The following is a 22413-nucleotide window of genomic DNA, read 5'->3' on the forward strand; positions in this document are numbered from 1 at the left end:
GCGGAAGCGAGCGCGGGTCCCCGCCTCGCCCGCTCACTCCTCGCCGAACGACCCGTTGAGGAAGGAGTCGATGCTGTTCTCGATGACCCGCGCGAGGATCTCGGCCATCGCCGTGTCGGCCGACCAGATCGCCGTCTCGTCGGCGCCCTCGCCGGGCGGCGTCGCCGAGAGCAACACCACGCGGTCGTCGACGATGAGGACCCGGCCCGGGTGGTCCATCGGCGGGTCGATCGCCTCGGCGACCTCGACGCCCTCGACGTCCGCGAAGATCGCTCTGACGTCCGCGTCCTCGCTGAGGACGCGAGCCGACGCCCCGGCTGCGATCCGCGACTGGAGGGTCGCCGGGAGGTCCGGCGGCACGAACGCCGGTGACGGCGCCGCAAACAGGATCGAATCCGTCGCCTGGCGGGCGAGTTCCTCCACGCGGTTGTGGACCGGCTCGCGCCCGTGGATCGTCCAGACGTCGTCGCGGGTCTCCCGCTCGATCCGGGCCTCGCGCTGGGCTTCGAGGAACGAGAACGCGCGGTCGGCCTCGCGCTTCATCCGCTCTGCGAGCTGTCGCCGCGCGGTGTCCAGACCCACCGGCCGGTAGCGCTTCGGCGTCGACTGCTGGAGTTCGACCAGTCCGAGGTCGAGCAGCTCCTCGGCCGCGCCGTAGACCTGCGAGCGCGGCACGTCGGTCTCCTCGTGGATCTGCTTGGCCGTCGCGACGCCGAGGCGCTGGAGCGCGACGAACACGCGCGCCCCGTAGTTCGAGAGCCCGAGGCGTTCGAGCGCCTCGACGGCCTCGTGCTCGGAGACGTCGGTGTCGACGTCCGGGCTCATACTGACCCCCCGTCGACGTTCGTTCCGTCGAGCGGTTCGTCAGCGGCGGCCTCGCCCCCGGCGTCGCGGGGCCCCATCGCGGTGGTGGGATCGCCGTTGACCACGCGGTCCCAGGCCACGAGCGCCGACGGCAGGACGAGAAGCGACGCCAGGAAGGAGTAGACGATCGAGATCGCCGTCAGGATGCCGAACTGCCCGAGCACCGAGAGGACGGCCAAGACGAGCACGCCGATCCCGAACGCCGTCGTCGCCATGCTGCCGAGGAGCGCGCCGCCGGTCCCGATGACGGTGCGTTCGAGCGCCTCGACCAGCGGCCGCTCGCGGCGCTCGTCGATGAAGCGGTGGACGACGTGGACGGAGTAGTCGATCCCCAGCCCGATCGTCAACGAGAGGATCGTCGCGGTGAAGGCGTTGAACGAGATGCCGAGCACGCGCATCGTCCCCGCGACGGCCGCGACCGCGACGACGATCGGCACGAGGTTGGCGATCCCCAGCGACGGCAGGCCCTCCAGGACCCAGTAGACGAACACGAGGAACAGCACGGTCGCGCTCAGCGCGATCGAGAGGCTCGTGATCGCGGACTCGAAGATCAGGTCCGAGACCTGCTGGAAGACCACGGTGTTGCCCGTCGCGGTCGCGTCGGTCCGGAACCGGTCTGCGATCTCGCGGGCGGCCGCGGTCGCCTCGTCGTCGGAGGCGTCGGCGGTCGTCGAGTAGACGATCCGGACGCTCCGGTGGTCGTCCGCCAGGTACTCGGAGGCGCGGTCGCCGACCGGCGACCGCTCGAGCTCGCGGTAGATCGTCGCGAGGTTGTCGTCCGGCACGCCGTTGTCGTTGCGGTCGTTCCGCTCGACCAGCTCGGCGAACTCCGGATCGCGGTCCGCGTAGTCCTGGATGATCGTGACGATGCTCGTCGACTCCGCGCGGCGGTCGCCCGCGTCGACCAGCGCCTCCGGCGGATTCTCCCCCGCGCGGTAGATGCGTTCGAGGGCGGCGTCGTTCTCCATCCGCCCCTCGACGTAGACGGTCACTGATCCCCCCTGGGTCCGCGTGAATTTGTCTTCGAGGAAGTTCAGCGTCGCGACGACGCCGTAGTCGCTCGGGGCGAACGGCTCCGGGAGCGACTTCAGGAACGGCGAGACCTCCTCGGGCGGGAGGAAGTCCTCCTGGGAGAACGAGGTGTCGACGCCGGTCGCATAGCCCGCGGCGCCCGCGCTGAACAAGAGCCCGAGGACGATGACGACGACGGGCGCCTTCCGCGCGAGGAACACGCCCACCGAGAGGACGCGCCCGAGGCTCGACCCCTCGCGGCCGAGCGGGCTCTGGCTGAAAGTGGGGATGGGCCAGCCGTCGCGGCGGCGGTCGAGCCACACCTTCGCCGCGGGGAGGAAGATGCCGAAGATCAGGAAGGTGAACGTGATCCCGACGCCCGCGACGATCCCGAAGTCGCGGATCGGCGGCAGGTCCGAGGCCAGGTTCGACAGGAACCCGATGACGGTGGTGCCCGTGACGATGAAGAACGCGACGAGCAGCTGGTCGGTCGCGACCCGCATCGCCGAGTCGACGTCGAGTCCGGTCGCGCGGTCCTCGCGGTAGCGGTTGATCGCGTGGATGCCGAAGTCGATCCCGACCGCCAAGAGCAGGGGCGGGACAGAGATCATAATCTGATTGAACGGGATCCCCGCCAAGCCGAGGAACCCGAACGTCCAGACCACCGCCATCAGGAGCGAGACCACCCCCAGGATGAGGTCCAGGAGGTCGCGGTAGGCGACGATGAGGAAGCCGACGATGAGGAGCACGGCCGCGGGCGTGACGATCAGCAGCGAGTCGGTGATGACCGTCCCGAACTCGTCGGCGATGATGCCGCTGCCGAAGACGGTGATGTCCGCCGACAGCTCCGCGTCGATGATCCGCTGGGCGTCGATCTGGATTGACGTCATCGGGCTGTCGCCCGACTGGCCGGTCCCGCCGCCGACGTCCTGCGGCAGGTCGTGGGTCACGACGCCGATCGTCGCCGAGGCCGACGCGGCCTTCCGGTTGAAGTCGTTGCTCAGCGTGCCGGTGAACCGCGGATTGTCCGCGTTCTCGCGGACGGCCTGCCGGACCTCGGTCGGGGTCGCCCGCTCCAGGGCGACGATCTGTTCTTCTAGCGTCGTCGCCTCGGGGTCGATCGTCTGAGCGATGACCGTCGCCGCGGACGAGGTGTCCGAGACGTACATGTCGTCGCGGTCTTCGAGCGCCTCTTGGGCCCGCAACATCGCGAGCATCGACTGCTTCGAGAGGACGTTCGCGTTCCGCTGGACGAGCTGGGTGCTTCCGGTGCCGGATTCGAACACCGGCAGGAACTCGTTTTCGATGCGTTCGAGCGCGTCCGCGGCGGGGATGTCCTCGGCGAACTGCTGGGTCCCCGACTCCGTCGAGACGTTGCCCAGGCCGACGCTGAAGACCAGCGTGACGAGGACGAACGCCAGCATCACTTTCTTCGGACGGTTGACGATGTTGTCGTCCGCCCAGTCGACGAAGCGCTGGTAGTCGACTGCCATCGGTCAGCCCTGCCGGCGGTAGTAGAGGTACCCGCCGCCGACGACGAGCACGAGCACGACGCCGACGATGGGCAGCACGGGCGGGCCGCCGCTCCCGGAGCGCTCTGTCACCTCGACGGGCACCTGGTAGGTGTCGGAGATGATGGTGTCGCCGTCCTCGTCGTCGTACTGGAAGTCCATCTTCACGGGGTAGGTCTTCGCCGTGGCGCCGCTTCCGGCGCTGAGCTGGAAGCGGATCGTCGCCGACTCGCCGGGTTCGAGCGTCTCGACGAACGCCTCGTCGTCGGACGACGACAGCGGCGAGTCCATGTAGATCTTCGCGGAGATGTCGGAGACGGCGTGGTCACGGGTGTTCGTCAGCGTCAGCTCGAAGGTGCCGCCCGAGCCCGCGCTGTACGTCGCGTTCACGGGCTGGACGTCGAACTCCGGCGACTGCTCGCCGATCTCGACCCGTCTGGGCACCGTCTCGGCCTGCTGTTCGGTGTTGTCGCGGTCGCGGTAGGTGACGCCGAAGTCGAACTGTCGCGGGCCCGAGGAGGCGCTGCTGGTCACCTCGACGTCGAACGAGAACGGCGCGGACTCGCCCGGCTCGAGGGATCCGACGGCGACGGAGTCCTCGACCGGCGTGATCGTCGGACCGGGGTCCTGGAGCGTCACGACGGCGTTGTCAGCGGCCATCGGCCCGGTGTTCGTGACCGTGCCCGAGACCGCGCCCTCCTCGCCGACGCGGAGCGAACTCTGGAGGTCGGAGATGTCGAAGGTCATCTCCGGGAGCGCGCGGACGGGAACGGTCAGCGACGGCGTCGAACCGGTGGTCCCGTCGGGCTTCTCGAAGTCGATCTGGGCCGCAAGCGAGTAGTTGCCGACGGAGGCGCTGTCGCTGAGGGTCGCCTCGAACTCGAAGGTGCGGTTCTCGCCGCGCTCCCAGGCGTCGACGAAGCGCGTGCTGGAGGTGTCCGAGCCGAGCGTGACGTCGGGGGCCGACGACGACAGCGACACCGTCGAGTCGTAGGCGGCGGTGTCGCCGACGTTCTGGATCGTCACTTCGAGCGTCCCCGACCCGCTCACGGTCGCCGTCGAGGCCGTGTCGACGACGTCGAACTGCGGGCCGGACTCGACGCGCACGGGGAGGTAGATCGTCGTCTTCCGCTCGACGTCGTTGCCGGCGCCGTTGTCGTACTCGTAGGTGAGCCGGAGCGGGATCCGGTAGGTCCCGCTATCGATGTTCGCCGGGACGTCGAGGTCAAGTGACAGATCCGCGGGCTCGCCGTCGGGAAGCGACTGGACGTAGAGCTCGCGCGTCTCGACTTCGATCGGACCGACGCGGCCCGCCGGCCGGACGTGGACGTTGTACGCGTCGCGCGTCTCGTCCTCCGCGCCGGTGCCGTCGTTCAGGAGCTTGAACGAGAGCTCGTTGACGCTGCCCGGCTGGAGCGTGGGGTTCGACGTTACCGTCTGGATGTTGGGGTTCGAGGTCAACGCGACCGCGGGTACCGCGCTCGCGAGGAGCGATGCGACCATCAGAGCGGCGAGTAGCTTGCGTTTCATGGGTATTCCCACGCCGCGCCGCGGCCGATCGGCGGCGGTCCGCCCCCGCGACGGACGTGGTCGTTACCGCGGTCATAGAACCCCTAGTATAAAAGGTATTGTAAATTTCTACAAACACCGTGTGCGTTCTCGGCCGTCCGGCGGGCACGTCGACGGTCGCCGCGACGACGCGACCGCGACACTGTCAATTATTCGTCAGAACACCATAAAAGTGGCCCAAAACCCCGGTTACACCGCTGTCACCCGATATCATCGGCGTTCGCAAACTGATATAACAGTTCGTATCGATACCAACTAACGAGATGATACCAGATATCTCAACGACGGTGCTACAGCTCGACGCCGGATCGAACGGACTCGCGTTCCTCTTGGGACGCCTGCTCTTCGGTCTGGTGCTGGCCTTCATGGGCCTGAATCACTTCCAGAGCGCCGACCAGTTGGCCGGCTACGCCGAGGCGAAGGGGATTCCCGCGGGCCGCGCGTCGGTCCTCTTCAGCGGCGGAATGCTGCTCGCCGGCGGCCTCGGAATCGCGATCGGCGCGTTCCCCGCCCTGTCCGCGGGCGCGATCGCGCTGTTCCTCGTCGTCTCGACGCCGACGATCCACGACTTCTGGGCCGTCCCCGAGGAGCAACAGCAGTCCGAGATGACGAACTTCCTGAAGAACGTCGCGCTGCTCGGCGGCGCGCTCGTCTTCCTGGCGCTGTCCGGGACCGCGTGGCCGTACGCGCTCAACGTCGGCATCTGAGTCGATAGCCGACGAAGCCGACGCGCCCGGCCCCCGTGTGGTGGCGCGCCATCGGGACGTTTAACCTCGCGTCCCTCCCGCGTTGAGGTATGAAAGCCACCGCCAGGGCGCACCCGATCCAGGGCGTGATCAAGTACCACGGAATGCGGGACGACGAGCTCCGCCTCCCGTATCACGACAGCATCAGCGTCTGCACCGCGCCGAGCGCGACGACGACGACCGTCGAGTTCCGGCCGGACGCGGCCGACGACGTCTACCGGATCGACGGCGACCGGGTCGACGGCCGCGGCGCAGAGCGCATCGACGGCGTCGTCGACCGCGTCCGCGACCTCGCGGGGTTCGACCACCCCGTCCGGCTCGAATCCGAGAACTCCTTCCCCTCGAACATCGGGTTCGGCTCCTCGGCCTCGGGCTTCGCGGCGGCGGCGATGGCGCTCGCGGAGGCCGCCGGGCTCGACCTGACGCGCCCGGAGGTCTCGACGATCGCCCGCCGCGGCTCGGCCTCGGCGGCCCGCGCGGTCACCGGCGCCTTCTCGCACCTCCACTCGGGGATGAACGACGAGGACTGCCGCTCCGAGCGGATCGAAACCGACCTGGAGGACGACCTCCGGATCGTCGCCGCGCACGTGCCCGCCTACAAGGAGACTGAGGAGGCCCACCGCGAGGCCGCCGAGAGCCACATGTTCCAGGCCCGGATGGCGCACATCCACCACCAGATCGACGCGGCGCGGGACGCCCTCTACGACGCCGACTTCGACCGCGTCTTCGAGCTGGCCGAGCACGACTCGCTGTCGCTGGCGGCGACGACGATGACCGGCCCGGCCGGGTGGGTCTACTGGCAGCCCGACACCGTCGCCGTGTTCAACGCCGTGCGCGAACTCCGGACCGACGAGGACGTGCCCGTCTACTTCTCGACGGACACGGGCGCGAGCGTCTACGTCAACACGACCGCCGAGTACGCCGACCGCGTCGAGGAGGCGGTCGCGGACGTCGGCGTCGAGACCGACGTCTGGGAGGTCGGCGGCCCCGCGGAGATCCTCCCGTCGTCGGAAGCGCTGTTCTGAGAAAAGTCGATTCCGGCCCGCGGCGGCCGTACGACATTTGCGCGTTCGCCCCGTGGCTTCCGTATGCGAGTGGCTGTCCTCGGTGCCGGCTACGCCGGCGTGACGCTGGCCCACCGGCTGGAATCGGCGCTGCCGCCGGACGTAGACCTCGTCGTGGTCGACGAATCGGAGACCCACCTCGTCAAGCACGAGGTCCACCGGGTCATCCGACGCCCGAGCGTCGCCGACGCGATCCGGGTGCCCCTGACGGAGCTGTTCGACCGCGCGGACGTCCGGACGGCCCGCGTAGACGGCATCGACCGCGAGCGACGGACCGTCCGCTTCGCCGACGGCGACGCCCTCTCGTACGATTACGCCGCGGTCTGCCTCGGCTCGGACACCGCCGACTACGGCATCCCGGGCGTGGCCGACCACGGGCTTCCGCTCACCTCGGTCGCGGACGCGACGGCCATCCGCGAGTCGTTCTTCGATGCCGCCGCCGAGACGGATCCCGGCGAGTCAGTCGACGTCGTGGTCGGCGGCGCGGGGCTCTCGGGGATCCAGACGGCGGGCGAACTGACCGCCCTCGCCCGCGAGGAGGACGTCGCGACCGACGTCACCGTCCTCGAACAGCAGTCCGTGGTCGCGCCGAACTTCCCCGCGAACTTCCGGGCCGCGGTCCGCGATGAACTCGAATCCCGCGGCGTGGCGGTCGAGACCGACACGACCGTCGAATCGGCCACCGCGGACGCCGTCGAGACCGACCGCGGACGATTCGCCGCCGACGTCTTCGTCTGGGCGGGCGGGATCCGCGGCACCGACGCGATGGAGCGGGACCGCCCCGTCGTCCGGCGCGACCTCCGACTCGACGAGCGGACCTTCGCGGTCGGCGACGCCGCCAGGGCCATCGACGCCGACGGCGAGCCGGTGCCCGCCTCCGCCTCCGCCGCGATCCGCGAGGCGCGGACCGTCGCGGACAACCTCGCGCGGTTGGTCACCCACGAGAAGTCCGGCGAGGGCGGGTTCGAGCCGCGGTTGAATCCCTACCGCTTCGAGGTGCCCGGCTGGATCGTCACGGTCGGCGACGGCACGGTCGCCCAGATCGGTCCGGAAGTGGTGACCGGCGCGCCCGCGAAGGCGATGAAGACCGCCGTCGGCGCAGGTCACCTGAGTTCGGTCGGTGCCGTCCGAAACGCGGTGGAGCTGGCCGAAGCCGAGTTTAAAGGTAAGATAATATTTTAATCTGTTTAGTAGTAAAATAAAATTTATGAACTGATTCCAGGATACAGTCTATTTAACTGCTCTATCGACCTAATAACGAAGTACACTCTGAATACTAAATTCAGTATAGAATATATTTATACCGATATTATTGGGTGAGAATGGGACTCGGTTTCTCCCAACACAGAGCGATTCGAGCGGGTCGCGACCGCTCGATTGGATAACACTGGTACATATGTTATTGGGAGCGCGCCCAACCGCCGGACGGCGATGGCGAATCCACACACAACGATTATGTTGATTCGGTCGTCAGTGGGCGTATGGCCGACGACTGGCAGAGCGACGATCCGAACCTCGAACTGGGCCTCGAACGGGTAATGGAACTGGACGTGGAGGTCGAATCCCCGATCGAGATCGGCGACACCGGCGACGGACAGCGGCGCATCATCCCGATCCTCGGCGGCACCGTGACGGGGAAGATCGAGGGCGAGGTCCTCGATGCGGGCGCGGACTACCAGATCTACCGCGACCGACGCCCCAGCGAACTGGTCGCGAAGTACGCCATCGAGACGACCGACGGCGACCGCATCTACGTGGAAAACCGCGGAATGCGATTCGCCGATCTGGAGGTCAGCGAGCGGATCCGCGAGGGGAAGCCGGTCGACCCCGAGGACGTCTACTTCTGTTCGGTTCCGGAGTTCGAGGTCGCCACGCCGGAGCTCGAATGGCTCGAAAACAGGATCTTCGTCGCGACCGGAACGCGTCAGCCGAAGGGCGTCCGACTGGCGATCTACCAGGTCGGATAGCCCGTCCCGGTCGCGGCGTCCGACCGATCTGTCCGGCACCGCCGGAGCACTCCGCGCTTCGGAAGAACTGCATCCATTTCCTTCCGAACGATAGTTATAATATCCCGAACGATCCTTCATATCCTATGGACGCCAGCCCCCCGGAACCGAACACGCCCGTGAAGACAGCACAGACGACGTTCCGGATCGTCGAGGCGCTGAAGTCCCTGGACGGCGCGACGGTGACAGAGTTGTCCGACCACCTCGACATTCCGAAGAGCAGCGCGCACAACTACCTCCGCACGCTCGAACACGCGGGGTACGTCGTCCAGCGCGATCAACGGTACGAGGTCGGCCTTCGCTTCTTCGATCTCGGCGGGTACGCGCGCTCCCGCGAGCGACTGTACTCGATCGCCATCCCGGAGATGGAGCGCCTCGCGGACGCGACGGGCGAGTACGCCAACCTCCTGGTCGAAGAACACGGTCTCGGCGTGTTCCTCGCGCGCGAGCGCGGCGACGACGCCGTCAGCCTCGACTCCTACACGGGCCAGTCGGTCCGACTCCACACGACGGCGCTCGGCAAGACCGTCCTCGCGTACCTCCCCGAAGAACGCGTCGACGAGATCATCGACCGCCACGGCCTCCCGGCGAAGACCGAACACACCATCACAGATCGCGAGGAGCTCTTCGAGGCGCTCTCGGAGATCCGACAGCGCGAGTACGCCTACGACCGCCAAGAGCGGATCAAGGGGCTGAACTGCGTTGCCGTGCCGATCCTCTGCGACGGCGAGATCGCGGGGTCGCTTTCGGTCTCCGGTCCGGTCAGCCGGATGGACGAAGACCGCATCGACTCCGAGATCCTGCCGGAACTCCGCCGGGCGGCGAACATCATTGAACTCAATCAGACGCACTCGTAGCCGGGGTTCCGATCGGCGTCTCGCGGCGAACCTCAGGATCGTTAATCATAGATTTCGAACCCGCTTTCGTCGTCTCCGAACAGCGTCGGACCGCGACGCCGACACACGAGCGTTCACGCTCGGGGCCGCGGAATTCGCGTGACGTGGAACTGGCGTATGCGGCGGTATATTCGTCTTCTACATTATCTAGTTCGTAATATACGAAAGAAGACACATATCTCGGGAACTTTTCACCGAGCGTTCGCGAAACTCGAACGCCTCGAAGCTCGGTCGATCGGACCGCGCGTCAGACGATGCGGTTCCACGGCGTCCCGTCGTCGTCGAGGCGCCCGAGGTTCGTCTCGACAAGCTCGGCGATCCGGTCGCCGTACGTGACCGCCTGGGCGGCCGCGTGGGGCGTGACGATGACCTCCTCCATCTCCCAGAACGGCGAGTCCGCGGGCAGCGGTTCGTCGTAGAACACGTCGAGGGCCGCGCCGGCGATGTTGTCGGCCTCCAGCGCGTCCACGAGCGCCTCCTGGTCGACGATCTCGCCGCGGCTGACGTTGACCAGGTAGGCGTCTCCGCGCATCGCGTCGAGGACGTCGGCGTCGACGAGTCCGCGTGTCGCCTCGGTGAGCGGCGTGGTCAACACGACGAACCGCGCGTCAGCGACGGCTTCTTCGATGCGGGAGGCGTCGTAGACGCGGTCGAGACCCAGCCCCGAGACGGGGCGGATGTCCACGCCGTCGACGTCCATCCCGAGGACGCCGAGCCGCGTCGCGGCGCTCCCGCCGAGTTCGCCGAGCCCGACGACGCAGGCGCTGGATCCGCTCACCTCGAATGGTCGGCGCCACGGGAGGCGCTTCCACTCCCGGGCGGCCTGCTTGTCGCGATAGCGGTGGAAGCCCTTCGCCAGCGAGAGCACGAGGCCCGTGACGCTCTCGCCGACGAGGTCGCCCGCGACGCCCGTGCTGTTCGTCACCGTGATCCCTCGCTCCTCGTAGGCGTCCAGCGGGAAGTCCTCGTAGCCCGAGCGGATGTTGTGGACCCACTGGAGGCCCGATTCGAGGAACTCGTCGTGGTGATAGAGCGTGACGACCGCATCGAAATCCGCGAGATCGTCGGTCTCACACAGCTCGAACTCGCAATCAGGAAGAGACTCCGAAAGGAGATCGCGGAGGTAGTCGGGCGGACACGGGTGCGTGCCCCAGTCGTGGATGCCGATGCGCTCGATCGACGTGTCTCGGGCCATACCCCAGCCACCGCACGACGGAAAATAGTTCCTTGGTTCGGGGACGCCGACGATCGGCGTCGGACGCTCAGCGGTTCAGCGTGTGGATCGCCTGGCCCTGCGCGTTCTCGGCGGCCTCCATCACGGCCTCGGCGAGCGTCGGATGCGTGTGGACCGTGCCGGCGACGTCTTCGAGCGTCGCGCTCATCTCGACGGCGAGGGCGACCTCCGCGACGAGCTCGGAGGCGTTGGGACCGACGAGCTGGCCGCCCAGGACGATGCCGCTCGCCTCGTCGGCGACCACCCGGACGAAGCCCTCGGACTCGTTCATCGAGAGCGCGCGGCCGCTGGCCCGTAGCGGCATCTCGCCGACCACGGGCTCGAAGCCCTCTGCTTCGGCCTCCGCCTCGGTCAGCCCGACCGTCGCGATCTCGGGATCTGTAAACACCGCGGCGGGGATCGCCTGCTGGTCGAGCGCGTCCGGCTCGCCCGCGGCGACCTCGGCGGCGACGATGCCCTCGGCGCTGGCCGCGTGCGCGAGCATCGGCTCGCCCGCCACGTCGCCGATCGCGAAGACGTTCTCGACGTCGGTCCGGGCGCGGTCGTCGGTCTCGATGAAGCCGTTCTCGTTCGGCTCCAGGCCGATCGACTCCAGTTCGAGCGTGTCGGTGACGGGCTGGCGCCCGACCGCGACGAGGACGGCGTCGCCGGCGTACTCCGACACCTCGCCGTCTTCGGTCTCGGTCGAGACGACCACGCCGTCGCCCGCCTCCTCCCAGCCGGTCGCGCCCTCGCCGAAGTGGAACTCGACGCCGAGGTCCTCGGCGCGCGAGCGGACGATCCGCTTGATGTCGTCCTCGTACATCGGCAGCACGTCGTCCAGCATCTCGACGACGGTCACGTCGGTCCCGAGCTTCGCGAGCATCGTCGATAGCTCCATCCCGATGTAGCCCGCGCCGACGACGACGAGGCTGTCCGGGACCGACTCCATCTGGAGGAGTTCCGCCGAGGAGAGCACGGGGTCGTCGTCGAAGTCGAAGCCGGGAATCTGGAGGGGCCGCGACCCGGTCGCGATGATCGCCTGGTCGAACTCGACGGTCTCCATACCCTGCCCCTCGCCGCCGTGGGCGATCCGCGCGGTGTGTTCGTCCTCGAAGGCGGCCGTGCCCTCCAGGAGCGCGACGCCGTTGGCCTTACAGAGTTTCTCGACGCCGCTCGTGAGTTGGTCGACGACGCCGGACTTCCACTCCTGCATCTGGCGCATATCCACGGCGGGGTCGGCGTGGATGCCCAGTTCCTCGGCGTTCGCGGCCTCGTGTGCGACGTCGGCGCCGTGGATGAACGCCTTCGAGGGGATGCAGCCGCGGTTGAGACAGGTGCCGCCGTAGGCGTCCTTCTCGACGAGGGTCGTGTCCAGTCCGAGCTGTGCGCCGCGGATCGCGGCGACGTACCCGCCCGGTCCCGCACCGATGACGAGGAGGTCCGTCGCCGTCGCGATGTCGCCCATTACCATACCCGACTCCTCTCGGCCGCGAATCAAAAAGCCATCCGTCTGCGGTCGGGCGCCGGGGGAGATCCGGGCCTACTCCAGGAGGAGCCGCGTCGGGTCCGCCAGCAGTTCCTTCACGCGGTTCGAGAACCGCGCGGCGTCGGCGCCGTCGACGAGGCGGTGATCGACCGACATCGAGAATCGCATCGTGGTCCGCGCGACGACCTCGTCGTCGACGACCCACGGGCGCTTCTTGATCGGGCCCATCGCGAAGATGGCGGCCTCGGGGTGATTGATGATCGGCGAGGAGTACTCGCCGCCGATGACGCCGATGTTCGTGATGGTGAACGTCCCGCCCTGCATCTCCTCGGGCTTGATCTTCCGATTTCGGGCCCGCGTCGCGAGGTCGTCGATCTCGCGGGCCAGCTGCTTGAGCCCCTTCTCGTCGGCGTCGTCGACGACGGGGACCATCAGCCCGGCGTCGGTCGCGACCGCGATGCCGACGTTGTACTCGTCGTGGAGGACGATCTCTTCGGCCTCCTCGTCGAGGCTGGCGTTGAGGTACGGGTACTCCTTGAGCGCCGCGGTGATCGCCTTCACGACGAGCGGGAGGTAGGTGAGCTTCACGTCCTCGCCGGCGGCCGCGTCGAGTTCCTCGCGCAGCGAGACCAGATCGGTCGCGTCGAACTCGTCGTGGTGGGAGACGTGCGGCGCGGTGTACTTCGACTGGGCCATCTGCTCGCCGATCGTCCGCCGGACGCCGCGGTAGGGGACACGCTCGCCGGGGCGGTCCGAGAGGTCCGCCTCGCCGCCCCCGCTCGCGACGTCGGCCGAGGTATCCGCTTCCGCCGTCGACGCCGCGGTCGTCGCGTCCGCTTCGGATTCGGTCGTCGCCGACGCGTCGGCGACCGATTCAGCCGCGCCCTCGGCCGCCGCTTCCCCCCCGCGCTCGGCGAAGGCCCGGACGTCCTCGGGCGTCACGAACGGCTCGCCCTCCCGCTCCTCGCTGGCGGGCACGGCGTTCAGATCGACGCCGAGTTCCTCGGCCAGGCGCCGCGTGGCCGGCATCGCCAGCGTCCGCTCGCGGTCGGCGCTCTCGCTCGTGACGGCGACCGGCGCTCCGCCGGCTCGTCCCTCGTCGCTCCCGACGACGCCGTCTGTTGTCTGCGCGACGCTCGCCGCGTCGGCGCCCGATTCGGCCGCGCTCGCTCCGGCCGTCGCCGCTGTCCCGCTCGCTTCGGCCTCGCCCTCGGCGTGCGCTCGAACGTCCGACGCGGTCACGCGACCGCCCGGCCCGGTGCCCTCGACGCGGCCGATGTCGACGCCGAGCTCCCGGGCGAGCGAGCGCGTGCTCGGGGACGCGAACACGCGGCCGCTCGGGACAGAGGGCTCCTCGTCCCCGGCGGTCGATTCCGGTTCCGCGTCCGCGGCTGTTTGTGCGTCTGCCTCCGCGGCGGCGTCACCGCCTGCGGATTCGGCCGTCTCGTCGGCGTCTGTCGTCGACGACTCGGCCGCCGCTTCGGCCTCGCTCTCGGCGTCGGCGGTCCCGGCCGCTCCCTCGCCCTCGTCGACCTCGAAGGTCACGAACGTCGCGTCGACGGGGACGGTCTCGCCCTCGTCGTAGTGGAGTTCGGTCACGACCCCGTCGTACCGGCTCGGGATCTCTACGAGCGCCTTGTCGGTCTCGACCTCGGCGATGACCTGGTCTTCCTCGACGGCGTCTCCGGCCGCGACGAGCCAGGAGACGAGTTCGCCCTCGGCGATCCCCTCGCCGAGGTCCGGCAACTCGAAGGTGCGTTCTACCATACCGACCGGTCGACGCACAACCCTTTCAGTATTTCCCTGCGGTGTCGGACGGGGAGAAGCTCAGTCCGACAGCGCCCGCTCGATCCCGTCGCGGATCCGCGGCGGGTGCGGGAGGTAGAAGTCCTCCATCGAGAGCAGCGGGACCTGGGTGTCGAAGCCGGCCACGCGCTCGATCGGCGCCTCCAGGTACATCAGCGCCTCGTCGTTGATCCGCGCGACGAGCTCGCTCCCGACGCCGAGCGTCCGCGGGCCCTCGTGGACGACGACGCAGCGGCCGGTCTTCTTCACCGACTCCGCGACCGTCTCGGTGTCCATCGGCGAGATCGTCCGGAGGTCGATCACCTCGGCGTCGACGTCGCTGTCGTCGACCGCCTCCAGCGTCGGCGGCATCATCGCGCCCCAGCCGACGACGGTGACGTCCGCGCCCTCGCGGCGGACCGCCGCCTCGCCCAGCGGCACCTCGTGGTCGCCCTCGGGGATCTCCTCGCGCACGGAGCGGTAGATCCGCTTGGGCTCCATAAACAGCACCGGGTCGGGGTCGCGGATCGACGCCGTGAGCAGGCCCTTCGTGTCCGCGGGCGTGCTCGGCACGACCACCTTGAGCCCGGGGATGTGGGCGTAAGCGCCCTCCAGGCTCTCGGAGTGGTGTTCGAGCGCGCGGACGCCCGCGCCGTACGGCGTCCGTACCACCATCGGGGCGGTGAGTTCGCCGCGGGTCCGCCAGCGGATCCGGCTGGCGTTCGTGACGAGCTGGTCGAACGCCGGCGGGAGAAAGCCCGAGAACTGGATCTCCGCGACCGGACGGTAGCCGTACATCGCCATCCCGGTCGCGCCGCCGACGATCGCGATCTCCGACAGCGGCGTGTCGACGACGCGGTCGCTCCCGAACTCCTCGAGGAGGTCGTCGGTGGCGCGGAAGACGCCGCCGCTCTCGGCGACGTCCTCGCCGAAGACGACCACCCGGTCGTCGCGTTCCATCTCCCCGTGCAGTGCGTCGTTGACCGCCTGAACGATTGTTGCCTGCATCGTCATCCCTTGGGCCGCTGTTCGATGTGGTCGTACATCTCGGGTCGCTTTTCTAGCAACGCCTCGAACGCCTCCTGCTGCCGGGACAGCTCCGGCGGGAGCTCCTCGTAGACGTGCGCGAAGATCTCGGCGACCTGCCGCTCAGCCATCTCGTTGGCCGCCGCCAGCGCCGCGTCGAACTCGGCTTCGATGTCCTCGACGATGGCGTCGTGGTCGATCTGGGACCACAGCCCCTCCGACTTCAGGAAGGAGCGGTAGCGCTCGATGGGGTCGTTTTCCTCCCAGGCTCGGACCTCCTCGTCCTCGCGGTAGCGCGTCGGATCGTCGCTCGTGGTGTGGGCGTCCAGCCGGTAGGTGACCGACTCGACGAACACGGGCGTGCCGTTCTTCACCCGCTCGCGGGCGGTCTGGACCGCGTCGTAGACCGCGAGGACGTCCTGGCCGTCGACCCGGATCGCGTCGATGCCGTACGCCAGCGCCTTCTGCGCGAGCGTCTTCGCGCCGGTCTGTTCGTCGACCGGCATCGAGATCGCGTACTGATTGTTCTGGCAGAAGAACAGCGCCGGCAGCGAGAGCGCGCCCGCGAGGTTGATGCCCTCGTGGGCCGCGCCGGTGCTCGTCGCCCCGTCGCCGATGTACGCGGTCGCGACGGCGTCGGCGTCGTCCAGCTGCATCCCCCACGCCAGTCCGGCGACCAGGGGGACGTGCGAGCCGATCGAGATCGCGATCTGGGAGTTCTGCTTCGCGAACGCCTGCTGGCCCTCTTCGATCCCGCGCCAAAAGCGGATCATGTCGTCCATCGACGCGCCGCGCATAAACATCGGCGTCCACGCGCGGCCGACGTACAGCCAGTCCTGCGGTTCCAGCGTGAACGCGCTCCCGATGATGCTCGCTTCCTGTCCGCGGGTCGAGCCGAAGGTGCCCAGCTCGCCGCGGCGCTGGATGTTCACCATCCGGCGGGAAAACACCCGATCGGTCACCATCCAGCGGTAGAGGTCGCACAGTTCCTCCTCGGAGAGGTCGGGGACCACCTCGGGGTCGTAGGACCCGTCGGGCTCGACGATCTGGTGGGTGGGCACCGCGAGGTCCGCCTGGCTCAGGACCGCCACCTCTCCGTCGCCGTTGCCGACAGCCGACGGTACTCGCCTGTCTGATGCTCTGTCGCTCATTCGACGGCGGATGTGTTTCGTGGGCCCGGTAATAAAATCGCGGGTGCGCGGTCGCCGGCGTCGGTGCCACCGCCGGCGGTATCCGCGCGCGCGGAATCGGCACCACGATTTATGTGGACCCGCTCGGAGTATCCGGATATGACGATACTGACAGCGGTCGACGGCGAGACGACCCCGAGCGAGGCTGTCGAGCGGGGCGCGGAGTTGGCGGCGGCGCTCGGCGTCGAACACGTCGTGCTCCACGTGATGCCGCAGGACGTCTTCGAGGAGTTCCGGTCGGCCGCCGGCGGCTCGTCGAGCCGGTCAATCACGACGCCGGCCTCCTACGGGGGTGGCGACGCCCGGCCGCACCAGGAAGTCGACGAGTACACGATCGAGGACGGAGAGCGCCACGCGACCGGCGTCGCCCGCGACGTCGTCCGCGGAACCCTCGACGACCCCGCCGACACGGTCTTGATGGGTCGCGTCGGCGAGCCCGTCGAGGAGATCCTGGCCGAGGCGGACCGGCGCGAGGCCGACTACCTCGTCATCGGCGGGCGGAAGCGCTCGCCCACGGGGAAGGCCCTCTTCGGGAGCAAGACCCAGTCGATCCTGCTCTCGGCCGATCGCCCCGTGGTCGCCGTGATGGCTGTGGAGTGATCACCGGACGCGCGGCGTTGCTCTCCGTTCCCCGTTCGGTATCTGCTGCAGAGTTAGACATAGATTTTTGTCGGATAATGATCAATCACCGGGACAGATCCCAATGAGAATCACTGACGTAAGCGCCAACGCGTACGAGATCCCCGTGCAGCTTCCGTTACTCGACTCCACAGAAGATACTGCTGTCGTGTTCGCGACGGTGGAGACCGCCGACGGCGTCGTTGGCTACGGCGAGACAGGCTATCTTAATCCCCGCGCAACGGCGGATTTCATCAACAATGAGATAGCCGAGGAAATCGTGGGGATGGACCCACGCGAGACCAATCGGATATGGGATACCCTCTACGAGAAGTACAACCCCCGCTCCCAGACTGGTGTTTGGAGCACCGCCGTGAGCGCGGTTGACATCGCTCTTTGGGATATCAAAGGGAAGCACTACGGCGAACCCGTGTGGCGTCTTCTCGGCGGCGCGCGATCGGAAGTCCCTGCCTACGTCACCTTCGGATTCGCCGACTACGATATTGAACAGCTCCGGACCGCCGCGGAAAACCTCGTTGACAACGGCGCCGAACGGTTGAAGATGGTGGTTGCCGCCACCGAAAGCGCGACGCCACGGACCGACGCTGACCGCGTTCGCGCGGTCCGCGAGGCTGCGGGCGATGACGTCGAGCTGATGATAGATGCAAACTACGGATACTCTCTGCCAGAAGCGCTGGAGCTCAGCAACCGGATTGAGGACCAGCACATCGCTTGGTTCGAAGAGCCGGTCTACGGCAACGATGTCGACCTCCTATCGACGCTCCGGGAACGGACTCGGATCCCGATCGCTGCCGGACAGAACGAGGGCCACGCGTTCCGACACCGGGACCTGATCGAAGGCGGCGCTGTCGACATCAGTCACCCGAACGTCGCCTTCGTGGGTGGATTCACTGAGGCGCGGAGGGTTGCGGGGATCGCGAAGGCCAACAACGTGCGCGTCGCCAACGGAGGCGGCTGGCCGTTCCAGAATATGCACCTGCAGGGTGGTGTCTCCAACGGATGCCGCGTCGAGTTCCACGTCCCGGTATGGGAGGCAAACAAGCGGCTCTACGAGTCGCTCCCGGAACCCGAGGGTGGAACGGTCTCGCTTCCTGAGCGGCCCGGACTCGGGCTGCACCCAGATGAGGAGGCGCTTGAGAGCCTCGATACACTCGACTGAGCTGTTCTGGTCAGCGTAACTCTTTACTATCATCTGCGACCTTCGCTAACAATAATGTCTGAGTCGATCAGATCGGACGAGATGGTGAAGTTCCTCTGTTACGATGAGTTCTACGGAGAGATCCCGGAGCCGCGGCCGGCGAATCGCGAAGTCCCGAAGTGGTTCAGAGAAATGGACAACACTTTCGGCGACGGTAAGTCGACAGTGACGCAATGTCGGCCGTTCTTGGACGCGATGACCCTCGGTTGGATCGTCCCCCTGGCCGACCATGTGCGGGTGGAAGCTGACGAGGACGGTACGATCAACTTCCGCTGGAATTTCGATATCCCGTTGCTCCACCGTCAGGAAGAGGGAGTGATGAGCGACGAGTCTCCATTCGGAGGAGTGTCTATCTTTCAGTGGCTCAGTCCGTGGCGGATTCAGGTTCCCGAAAACCATAGTGTACTCGTAACTGCGCCGATGAATCGGCGAGAACCTCGTTTTAGCGTTTTCTCCGGAGTCATTGATGCCGATCAGGGATTTTTCAACCTCAACTGTCCCTTCATTTGGGAGCAGATTCCCTACGACGGGTGGGTCAAGAAGGGAACGCCGATTGTACAGGTGATTCCCTTCAACCGCGACGGGATCGTCTCCGACGGAGAGATCAGGAGTATGAATCCCGACGAGGAGAAAATTGCCGAAAAAGAGGACCAGCAAAAAATCGAACAGCCTTCCCGGTACAAGAACGAGAAGTGGGTTCCGAAGCGCGGTTCGCGCGTGGTCGCCGAGAAGCTAGATGACGGAAAAGGATCTGGGGAATAGGGTGCCAACATACTGCCTAACGGAATAATACCTAATTTTATCACGACAAAATATTGTTTTGCTTTTTGTAACTATTATTTCTCTATAGACATAACCAATATTGAGGGACTTATATACCACCCAAACATTTATTTACATATATTTTAACACAATAGGTGATGTCACGAAGTAGCAGACGTAAGTTTCTAGCATCGGTTGCCACCACCAGCGTCGCCGGCGTCGCCGGCTGTTCAGGAGGAGGTTCCGATGGTGGAGGGGGCTCCACGGATAGCGGCTCTATGGATAGTGGCTCGGGCGGAAGCACCGAAGCGAGCGGTGGGAGCAGCAGCGAGTTCCCCGACCAGCGGATCCGGGCGATCATCCCGTTCGGCCAGGGTGGCGGTACCGATATTTACGCCCGGAAGGTCTGGACGAAGGCGGCCGATATCGCAGGAGTCCCGGTCCAGTTCGAAAACATCACCGGCGCTGGAGGTATGCGCGGTGGCATCGAGCTCTACAACGCCGAGCCAGACGGTTACAGCGTCGCGCCGATGAATACTCCCGAGGTGACGACGACGCTCGTTGACCAGACGGAGTTCAAACTCTCCGAATTCCGGGGGATCGCGTCTCACGCAACGACGGCGATGGTTGTGATCACGAACACCGAACACAACGTCGAGAACTTCGAGGACTTCGCAGGGCGCTACGAGTCTGGAGAATTCGAATCCATCGGCGGGATGTCACCAGGAAGCCCGACGCACCTGATCGCCCTGCTATTCAAGAACGACTTCGAGATTCCGTGGGAGAACTACGTTCCCTACGACGGGTCGGGGCCAGTCGGACAGGCAGTGGCGAGTGGGGAATTGCCCGCGGGGATCGTCACGGAGACAACTGCGCAGAGCATCGAGGATACAGGCAACATCGACGTAGTCGCGGCACTGACGTCAGAGGGCAGCGCTGTTTTCCCTGATCTCGAACCTCACACGGAGTATGGTTACCCCAACATCGACTACGCCGGCCAGATTGGACGGTTCTTCCTCACCGCGCCGGAGACACCCGATGAACGCGTGCAGAAGCTCGCTGATCTCGTCGAACAGGCGATTAACTCGGACGAGCTCCAGAGTTGGTCTGAGGAAACTGGGAACCCCCTCCGGTTTATCGGCGGGCCGCAGTACGTTGATGACCTCATCAAACAGGCCTACGAGGAGATTCCGGAGAAGGTCGACATTGAACAGTTACGGGGATAAGATGAGAGGATTGGCTCATACCTACACCGTTCGGACGACGGCACCGAGGAGAGAATAACCGGTACGAAGATCGTTCACGACACATTATCAATATGGGAAAATCAGACAGTCTCTCACGTGCGTCGTCGCGGGTGAACTCCGAGCAGGTGATGCTGATGATTATGCTCCTCGTCGCTGGGTATATGTTCATCGGCTCCTACGATTTCAGCTGGGCGGCTGCCTTCTTTCCACGGTTTATGGCGGCGATGACCATTATTGGTGCGTCGCTCCTACTGTTCCGAAATTATCTTCCCGGCTTCCTTCAGCAGTACGTTACGACTTCTGTGAGCATTGTCAACGAGGACGTCCGCGCGGAGTCGACCGAAGAGATCGCAGAGGAGGCCGCGCAACGAGCAAAGGCAGAGCAGGCAGAAGCGGAGCCGTCTGAGGACCTGCTTTGGGGTTCGAACCCCGGTCTCATCACAGTGCTGTTGATGGCCGGGTACATCCTTGCGTCCTTCTTGGTAGGTATGCTGTGGATGACCCCTGTGTTCGTCTTCGCCTATCTCGTCTGGTTCCGCGTTCGCTTGAGCTACGCGGCGATCTTATCCGCGGTGTCGTTCGTACTCGCGTATACCTTTATGACCGTCCTGCTGCTCGATATCGATGGCGGGATACTCTTTGAGGGAGGGCTGCTGTGATCGAAGTCGCTCCACTCATACGAGCGTTCGACATCGTCACTAGTTGGCCCACTATCGGTTGGATCCTGTTCGGTCTCCTGTTCGGGACCGTGATCGGGATGATACCCGGACTCGGCCCGAATCTTGGGATGGCGGTCGTCCTTCCGCTCACTATCAAGATCGACGGTATCTCCGCCGTTCTGCTGCTCATCAGTATCTACAGCGGGGCGATGTACGGAGGCAGCGTCGCAGCCATCCTTATCAACGCGCCGGGGACCGCCGCAGCGGCCGCGACAACGTTCGACGGATATCCGATGTCGAGACAGGGAAGAGCCCGCGACGCCCTGTCAATATCTGCAATCTCCTCAGCGTTCGGCGGGGCGTTCACGATTTTGCTCCTCATCTTCCTTTCTCCCCTGTTGGTGTTCATCGTCCTGCTCTTCGGCTCTCCTGAGTACTTCCTGATCGCAATCCTCGGGCTGGCGCTGATAACGATAGTCGCCGAAGGGTCGATGGTTAAGGGGTTGACTGCCGGCGCGTTCGGACTACTCTTGACGAGTATCGGACTCCCTGTGATGACCGCCGAACCCCGCTACACACTCGGGCTCTACGAGCTGTACAATGGCATTCACTTCGTCGTCGCCCTCATCGGCGTGTTCGCCATCGGCGAGATGATCAAACTTGCCAACGAACAGGAGGGGAAAATCGCTCAGGGTGACATAGAAGTCGAGGGTAGCGTCCTCACCGGCGCGAAGGAGGTAATCTACAACCCGGTTACGACAATCAAATCGGCGCTCATCGGTGGTCTAATTGGCGCCATTCCGGGAGCGGGCGCCTCCATCTCGAATTTCATCTCCTACGGGGAGGCAATGCGGTCGAATAACGAGGAGGGCACGTTCGGAAACGGGGATCCGAAAGGCGTCATCGCTTCGGAGGCAGCCAACAACGGAACTGTCTCGGGGTCTCTCATCCCGACGTTGTCGTTCGGGATTCCGGGTAGTGGTTCGATGGCCGTGCTGCTCGGCGGTCTCCTTATGCACGGCATTAGGCCCGGCCCAGACCTGTTCACGACAAACCTGTACGTGACTCAGAGCATCTTCCTCGCGCTTCTGCTAGGCAACATCGTTATCCTCGTCGCGGGAGTACTGCTGTTCACCCGAGCGGGGATCATCACCCGTATCGACACCACATACATCATTCCCCTCGTGATCATCTTCGCCGTGCTGGGGTCATTCAGCCTGCGCGGCAACTGGTTCGACGTCCTCTCGGTGTTCGCGTTCGGTGTCCTCGGATTCTATATGAGTAAACACGATTACTCAATCATCGCGCTCGTATTGGGAATTGTCCTCGGGACGATCGTTGAGGAGAACCTATACCGGTCGATGCAACTGAGCGGGGACATACCTGTCTTCTTCACACGTCCGCTCTCGATCGTCTTGATCGTCGCGATTCTCGCGATTCTCTTCGCCCCCGTGATCAAAAACCGGTGGGGGCGAAGAGAGGCGACGTCCTGAGGCGACCCCCTCAGTGGGATGTCAACCGGGGCATCTTGCTCGCGA

General features: G+C 65.9%; 19 protein-coding genes. 11 read left to right on the forward strand and 8 right to left on the reverse strand.

All coding sequences use genetic code 11. The features are described from left to right. Positions 1–33 precede the first annotated feature (33 nt). Genes OS889_RS09400 through OS889_RS09410 form a run of 3 tightly spaced genes read right to left on the reverse strand, consistent with a single transcriptional unit; the run spans position 34 to position 4889 of the window. Entirely contained in the window at positions 34–825 is a 792-nt protein-coding gene (locus OS889_RS09400; protein ID WP_372389354.1) for a TrmB family transcriptional regulator, read from the reverse strand. Next, entirely contained in the window at positions 822–3368 is a 2547-nt protein-coding gene (locus OS889_RS09405) for an efflux RND transporter permease subunit (RefSeq protein WP_372389355.1), read from the reverse strand. Before OS889_RS09405 ends, OS889_RS09400 begins: the two co-directional genes overlap by 4 nt. Before the next feature lie 3 nt (positions 3369–3371). Further along, on the reverse strand, positions 3372–4889 hold the full coding sequence (locus OS889_RS09410; protein WP_372389357.1) for a COG1361 S-layer family protein: 1518 nt from the start codon (positions 4887–4889) through the stop codon (positions 3372–3374). 329 nt (positions 4890–5218) lie between these two features. Here OS889_RS09410 and OS889_RS09415 point away from each other — a divergent pair, with 329 nt between their 5' ends. The 5 genes from OS889_RS09415 to OS889_RS09435 all read left to right on the forward strand — a co-directional run bounded on the left by OS889_RS09415 (position 5219) and on the right by OS889_RS09435 (position 9628). Next, positions 5219–5662: a DoxX family membrane protein gene (locus OS889_RS09415; RefSeq protein ID WP_372389358.1), complete on the forward strand. Its 444-nt coding sequence runs from the start codon at positions 5219–5221 to the stop codon at positions 5660–5662. Positions 5663–5751: 89 nt separating this feature from the next. After that, complete coding sequence (gene mvaD / locus OS889_RS09420; RefSeq protein WP_372389361.1) at positions 5752–6726, forward strand: phosphomevalonate decarboxylase MvaD; 975 nt, start codon at positions 5752–5754, stop codon at positions 6724–6726. A 63-nt stretch (positions 6727–6789) separates the two neighbouring features. Beyond that, positions 6790–7947: an NAD(P)/FAD-dependent oxidoreductase gene (locus tag OS889_RS09425; protein ID WP_372389363.1), complete on the forward strand. Its 1158-nt coding sequence runs from the start codon at positions 6790–6792 to the stop codon at positions 7945–7947. A 299-nt stretch (positions 7948–8246) separates the two neighbouring features. Beyond that, positions 8247–8732, forward strand: coding sequence for a DUF3237 domain-containing protein (locus OS889_RS09430; protein ID WP_372389364.1), 486 nt, complete (start codon positions 8247–8249; stop codon positions 8730–8732). A gap of 125 nt (positions 8733–8857) precedes the next feature. Continuing rightward, positions 8858–9628 (forward strand): IclR family transcriptional regulator, encoded by a 771-nt coding sequence (locus OS889_RS09435; RefSeq protein WP_372389365.1) that lies wholly within the window; start codon positions 8858–8860, stop codon positions 9626–9628. A gap of 286 nt (positions 9629–9914) precedes the next feature. On the opposite strand, the gene OS889_RS09440 is transcribed toward OS889_RS09435, so the two are convergent. The 5 genes from OS889_RS09440 to OS889_RS09460 form a co-directional block, all read right to left on the reverse strand. Next, positions 9915–10862 (reverse strand): NAD(P)-dependent oxidoreductase, encoded by a 948-nt coding sequence (locus OS889_RS09440; protein WP_372389367.1) that lies wholly within the window; start codon positions 10860–10862, stop codon positions 9915–9917. Between the two features lie 67 nt (positions 10863–10929). Continuing rightward, positions 10930–12354, reverse strand: coding sequence for a dihydrolipoyl dehydrogenase (gene lpdA / locus OS889_RS09445; RefSeq protein ID WP_372389368.1), 1425 nt, complete (start codon positions 12352–12354; stop codon positions 10930–10932). A gap of 69 nt (positions 12355–12423) precedes the next feature. Next, positions 12424–14136: a dihydrolipoamide acetyltransferase family protein gene (locus OS889_RS09450; RefSeq protein WP_372389370.1), complete on the reverse strand. Its 1713-nt coding sequence runs from the start codon at positions 14134–14136 to the stop codon at positions 12424–12426. A gap of 60 nt (positions 14137–14196) precedes the next feature. Next, entirely contained in the window at positions 14197–15162 is a 966-nt protein-coding gene (locus OS889_RS09455; RefSeq protein WP_372389373.1) for an alpha-ketoacid dehydrogenase subunit beta, read from the reverse strand. A gap of 2 nt (positions 15163–15164) precedes the next feature. After that, positions 15165–16331, reverse strand: coding sequence for a thiamine pyrophosphate-dependent enzyme (locus tag OS889_RS09460; RefSeq protein WP_372389375.1), 1167 nt, complete (start codon positions 16329–16331; stop codon positions 15165–15167). A 138-nt stretch (positions 16332–16469) separates the two neighbouring features. Between OS889_RS09460 and OS889_RS09465 the strand changes: the two genes are divergently transcribed. The 6 genes from OS889_RS09465 to OS889_RS09490 all read left to right on the forward strand — a co-directional run bounded on the left by OS889_RS09465 (position 16470) and on the right by OS889_RS09490 (position 22368). Further along, entirely contained in the window at positions 16470–16970 is a 501-nt protein-coding gene (locus tag OS889_RS09465; protein ID WP_372389376.1) for a universal stress protein, read from the forward strand. Positions 16971–17073: 103 nt separating this feature from the next. Beyond that, positions 17074–18168: a mandelate racemase/muconate lactonizing enzyme family protein gene (locus tag OS889_RS09470; RefSeq protein ID WP_372389378.1), complete on the forward strand. Its 1095-nt coding sequence runs from the start codon at positions 17074–17076 to the stop codon at positions 18166–18168. 54 nt (positions 18169–18222) lie between these two features. Further along, entirely contained in the window at positions 18223–18969 is a 747-nt protein-coding gene (locus OS889_RS09475; RefSeq protein ID WP_372389381.1) for a hypothetical protein, read from the forward strand. A 158-nt stretch (positions 18970–19127) separates the two neighbouring features. After that, positions 19128–20195, forward strand: a complete 1068-nt coding sequence (locus OS889_RS09480) for a Bug family tripartite tricarboxylate transporter substrate binding protein (protein WP_372389382.1) — start codon at positions 19128–19130, stop codon at positions 20193–20195. A gap of 92 nt (positions 20196–20287) precedes the next feature. Next, positions 20288–20875, forward strand: coding sequence for a tripartite tricarboxylate transporter TctB family protein (locus OS889_RS09485; RefSeq protein ID WP_372389383.1), 588 nt, complete (start codon positions 20288–20290; stop codon positions 20873–20875). After that, on the forward strand, positions 20875–22368 hold the full coding sequence (locus OS889_RS09490) for a tripartite tricarboxylate transporter permease (protein ID WP_372391594.1): 1494 nt from the start codon (positions 20875–20877) through the stop codon (positions 22366–22368). The genes OS889_RS09485 and OS889_RS09490 overlap by 1 nt, the downstream gene beginning before the upstream one ends. Positions 22369–22413 lie beyond the last annotated feature (45 nt).

It is taken from the genome of Halobellus sp. MBLA0158, assembly GCF_041477585.1.
GTDB lineage: Archaea > Halobacteriota > Halobacteria > Halobacteriales > Haloferacaceae > Haloquadratum > Haloquadratum rubicundus.

Excerpts from the sequence above, each read along its gene's own strand:
- OS889_RS09435 (WP_372389365.1), top strand. The coding sequence starts at position 8,858 with ATGGACGCCAGCCCCCCGGAACCGAACACGCCCGTGAAGACAGCACAG.
- OS889_RS09440 (WP_372389367.1), bottom strand. The coding sequence starts at position 10,862 with ATGGCCCGAGACACGTCGATCGAGCGCATCGGCATCCACGACTGGGGC.
- OS889_RS09450 (WP_372389370.1), bottom strand. The coding sequence starts at position 14,136 with ATGGTAGAACGCACCTTCGAGTTGCCGGACCTCGGCGAGGGGATCGCC.
- OS889_RS09430 (WP_372389364.1), top strand. The coding sequence starts at position 8,247 with ATGGCCGACGACTGGCAGAGCGACGATCCGAACCTCGAACTGGGCCTC.
- OS889_RS09455 (WP_372389373.1), bottom strand. The coding sequence starts at position 15,162 with ATGCAGGCAACAATCGTTCAGGCGGTCAACGACGCACTGCACGGGGAG.
- OS889_RS09410 (WP_372389357.1), bottom strand. The coding sequence starts at position 4,889 with ATGGTCGCATCGCTCCTCGCGAGCGCGGTACCCGCGGTCGCGTTGACC.
- OS889_RS09400 (WP_372389354.1), bottom strand. The coding sequence starts at position 825 with ATGAGCCCGGACGTCGACACCGACGTCTCCGAGCACGAGGCCGTCGAG.
- OS889_RS09480 (WP_372389382.1), top strand. The coding sequence starts at position 19,128 with ATGTCACGAAGTAGCAGACGTAAGTTTCTAGCATCGGTTGCCACCACC.
- OS889_RS09405 (WP_372389355.1), bottom strand. The coding sequence starts at position 3,368 with ATGGCAGTCGACTACCAGCGCTTCGTCGACTGGGCGGACGACAACATC.
- mvaD (WP_372389361.1), top strand. The coding sequence starts at position 5,752 with ATGAAAGCCACCGCCAGGGCGCACCCGATCCAGGGCGTGATCAAGTAC.
- OS889_RS09460 (WP_372389375.1), bottom strand. The coding sequence starts at position 16,331 with ATGAGCGACAGAGCATCAGACAGGCGAGTACCGTCGGCTGTCGGCAAC.
- OS889_RS09465 (WP_372389376.1), top strand. The coding sequence starts at position 16,470 with ATGACGATACTGACAGCGGTCGACGGCGAGACGACCCCGAGCGAGGCT.
- OS889_RS09485 (WP_372389383.1), top strand. The coding sequence starts at position 20,288 with ATGGGAAAATCAGACAGTCTCTCACGTGCGTCGTCGCGGGTGAACTCC.
- lpdA (WP_372389368.1), bottom strand. The coding sequence starts at position 12,354 with ATGGTAATGGGCGACATCGCGACGGCGACGGACCTCCTCGTCATCGGT.
- OS889_RS09415 (WP_372389358.1), top strand. The coding sequence starts at position 5,219 with ATGATACCAGATATCTCAACGACGGTGCTACAGCTCGACGCCGGATCG.
- OS889_RS09425 (WP_372389363.1), top strand. The coding sequence starts at position 6,790 with ATGCGAGTGGCTGTCCTCGGTGCCGGCTACGCCGGCGTGACGCTGGCC.
- OS889_RS09470 (WP_372389378.1), top strand. The coding sequence starts at position 17,074 with ATGAGAATCACTGACGTAAGCGCCAACGCGTACGAGATCCCCGTGCAG.
- OS889_RS09475 (WP_372389381.1), top strand. The coding sequence starts at position 18,223 with ATGTCTGAGTCGATCAGATCGGACGAGATGGTGAAGTTCCTCTGTTAC.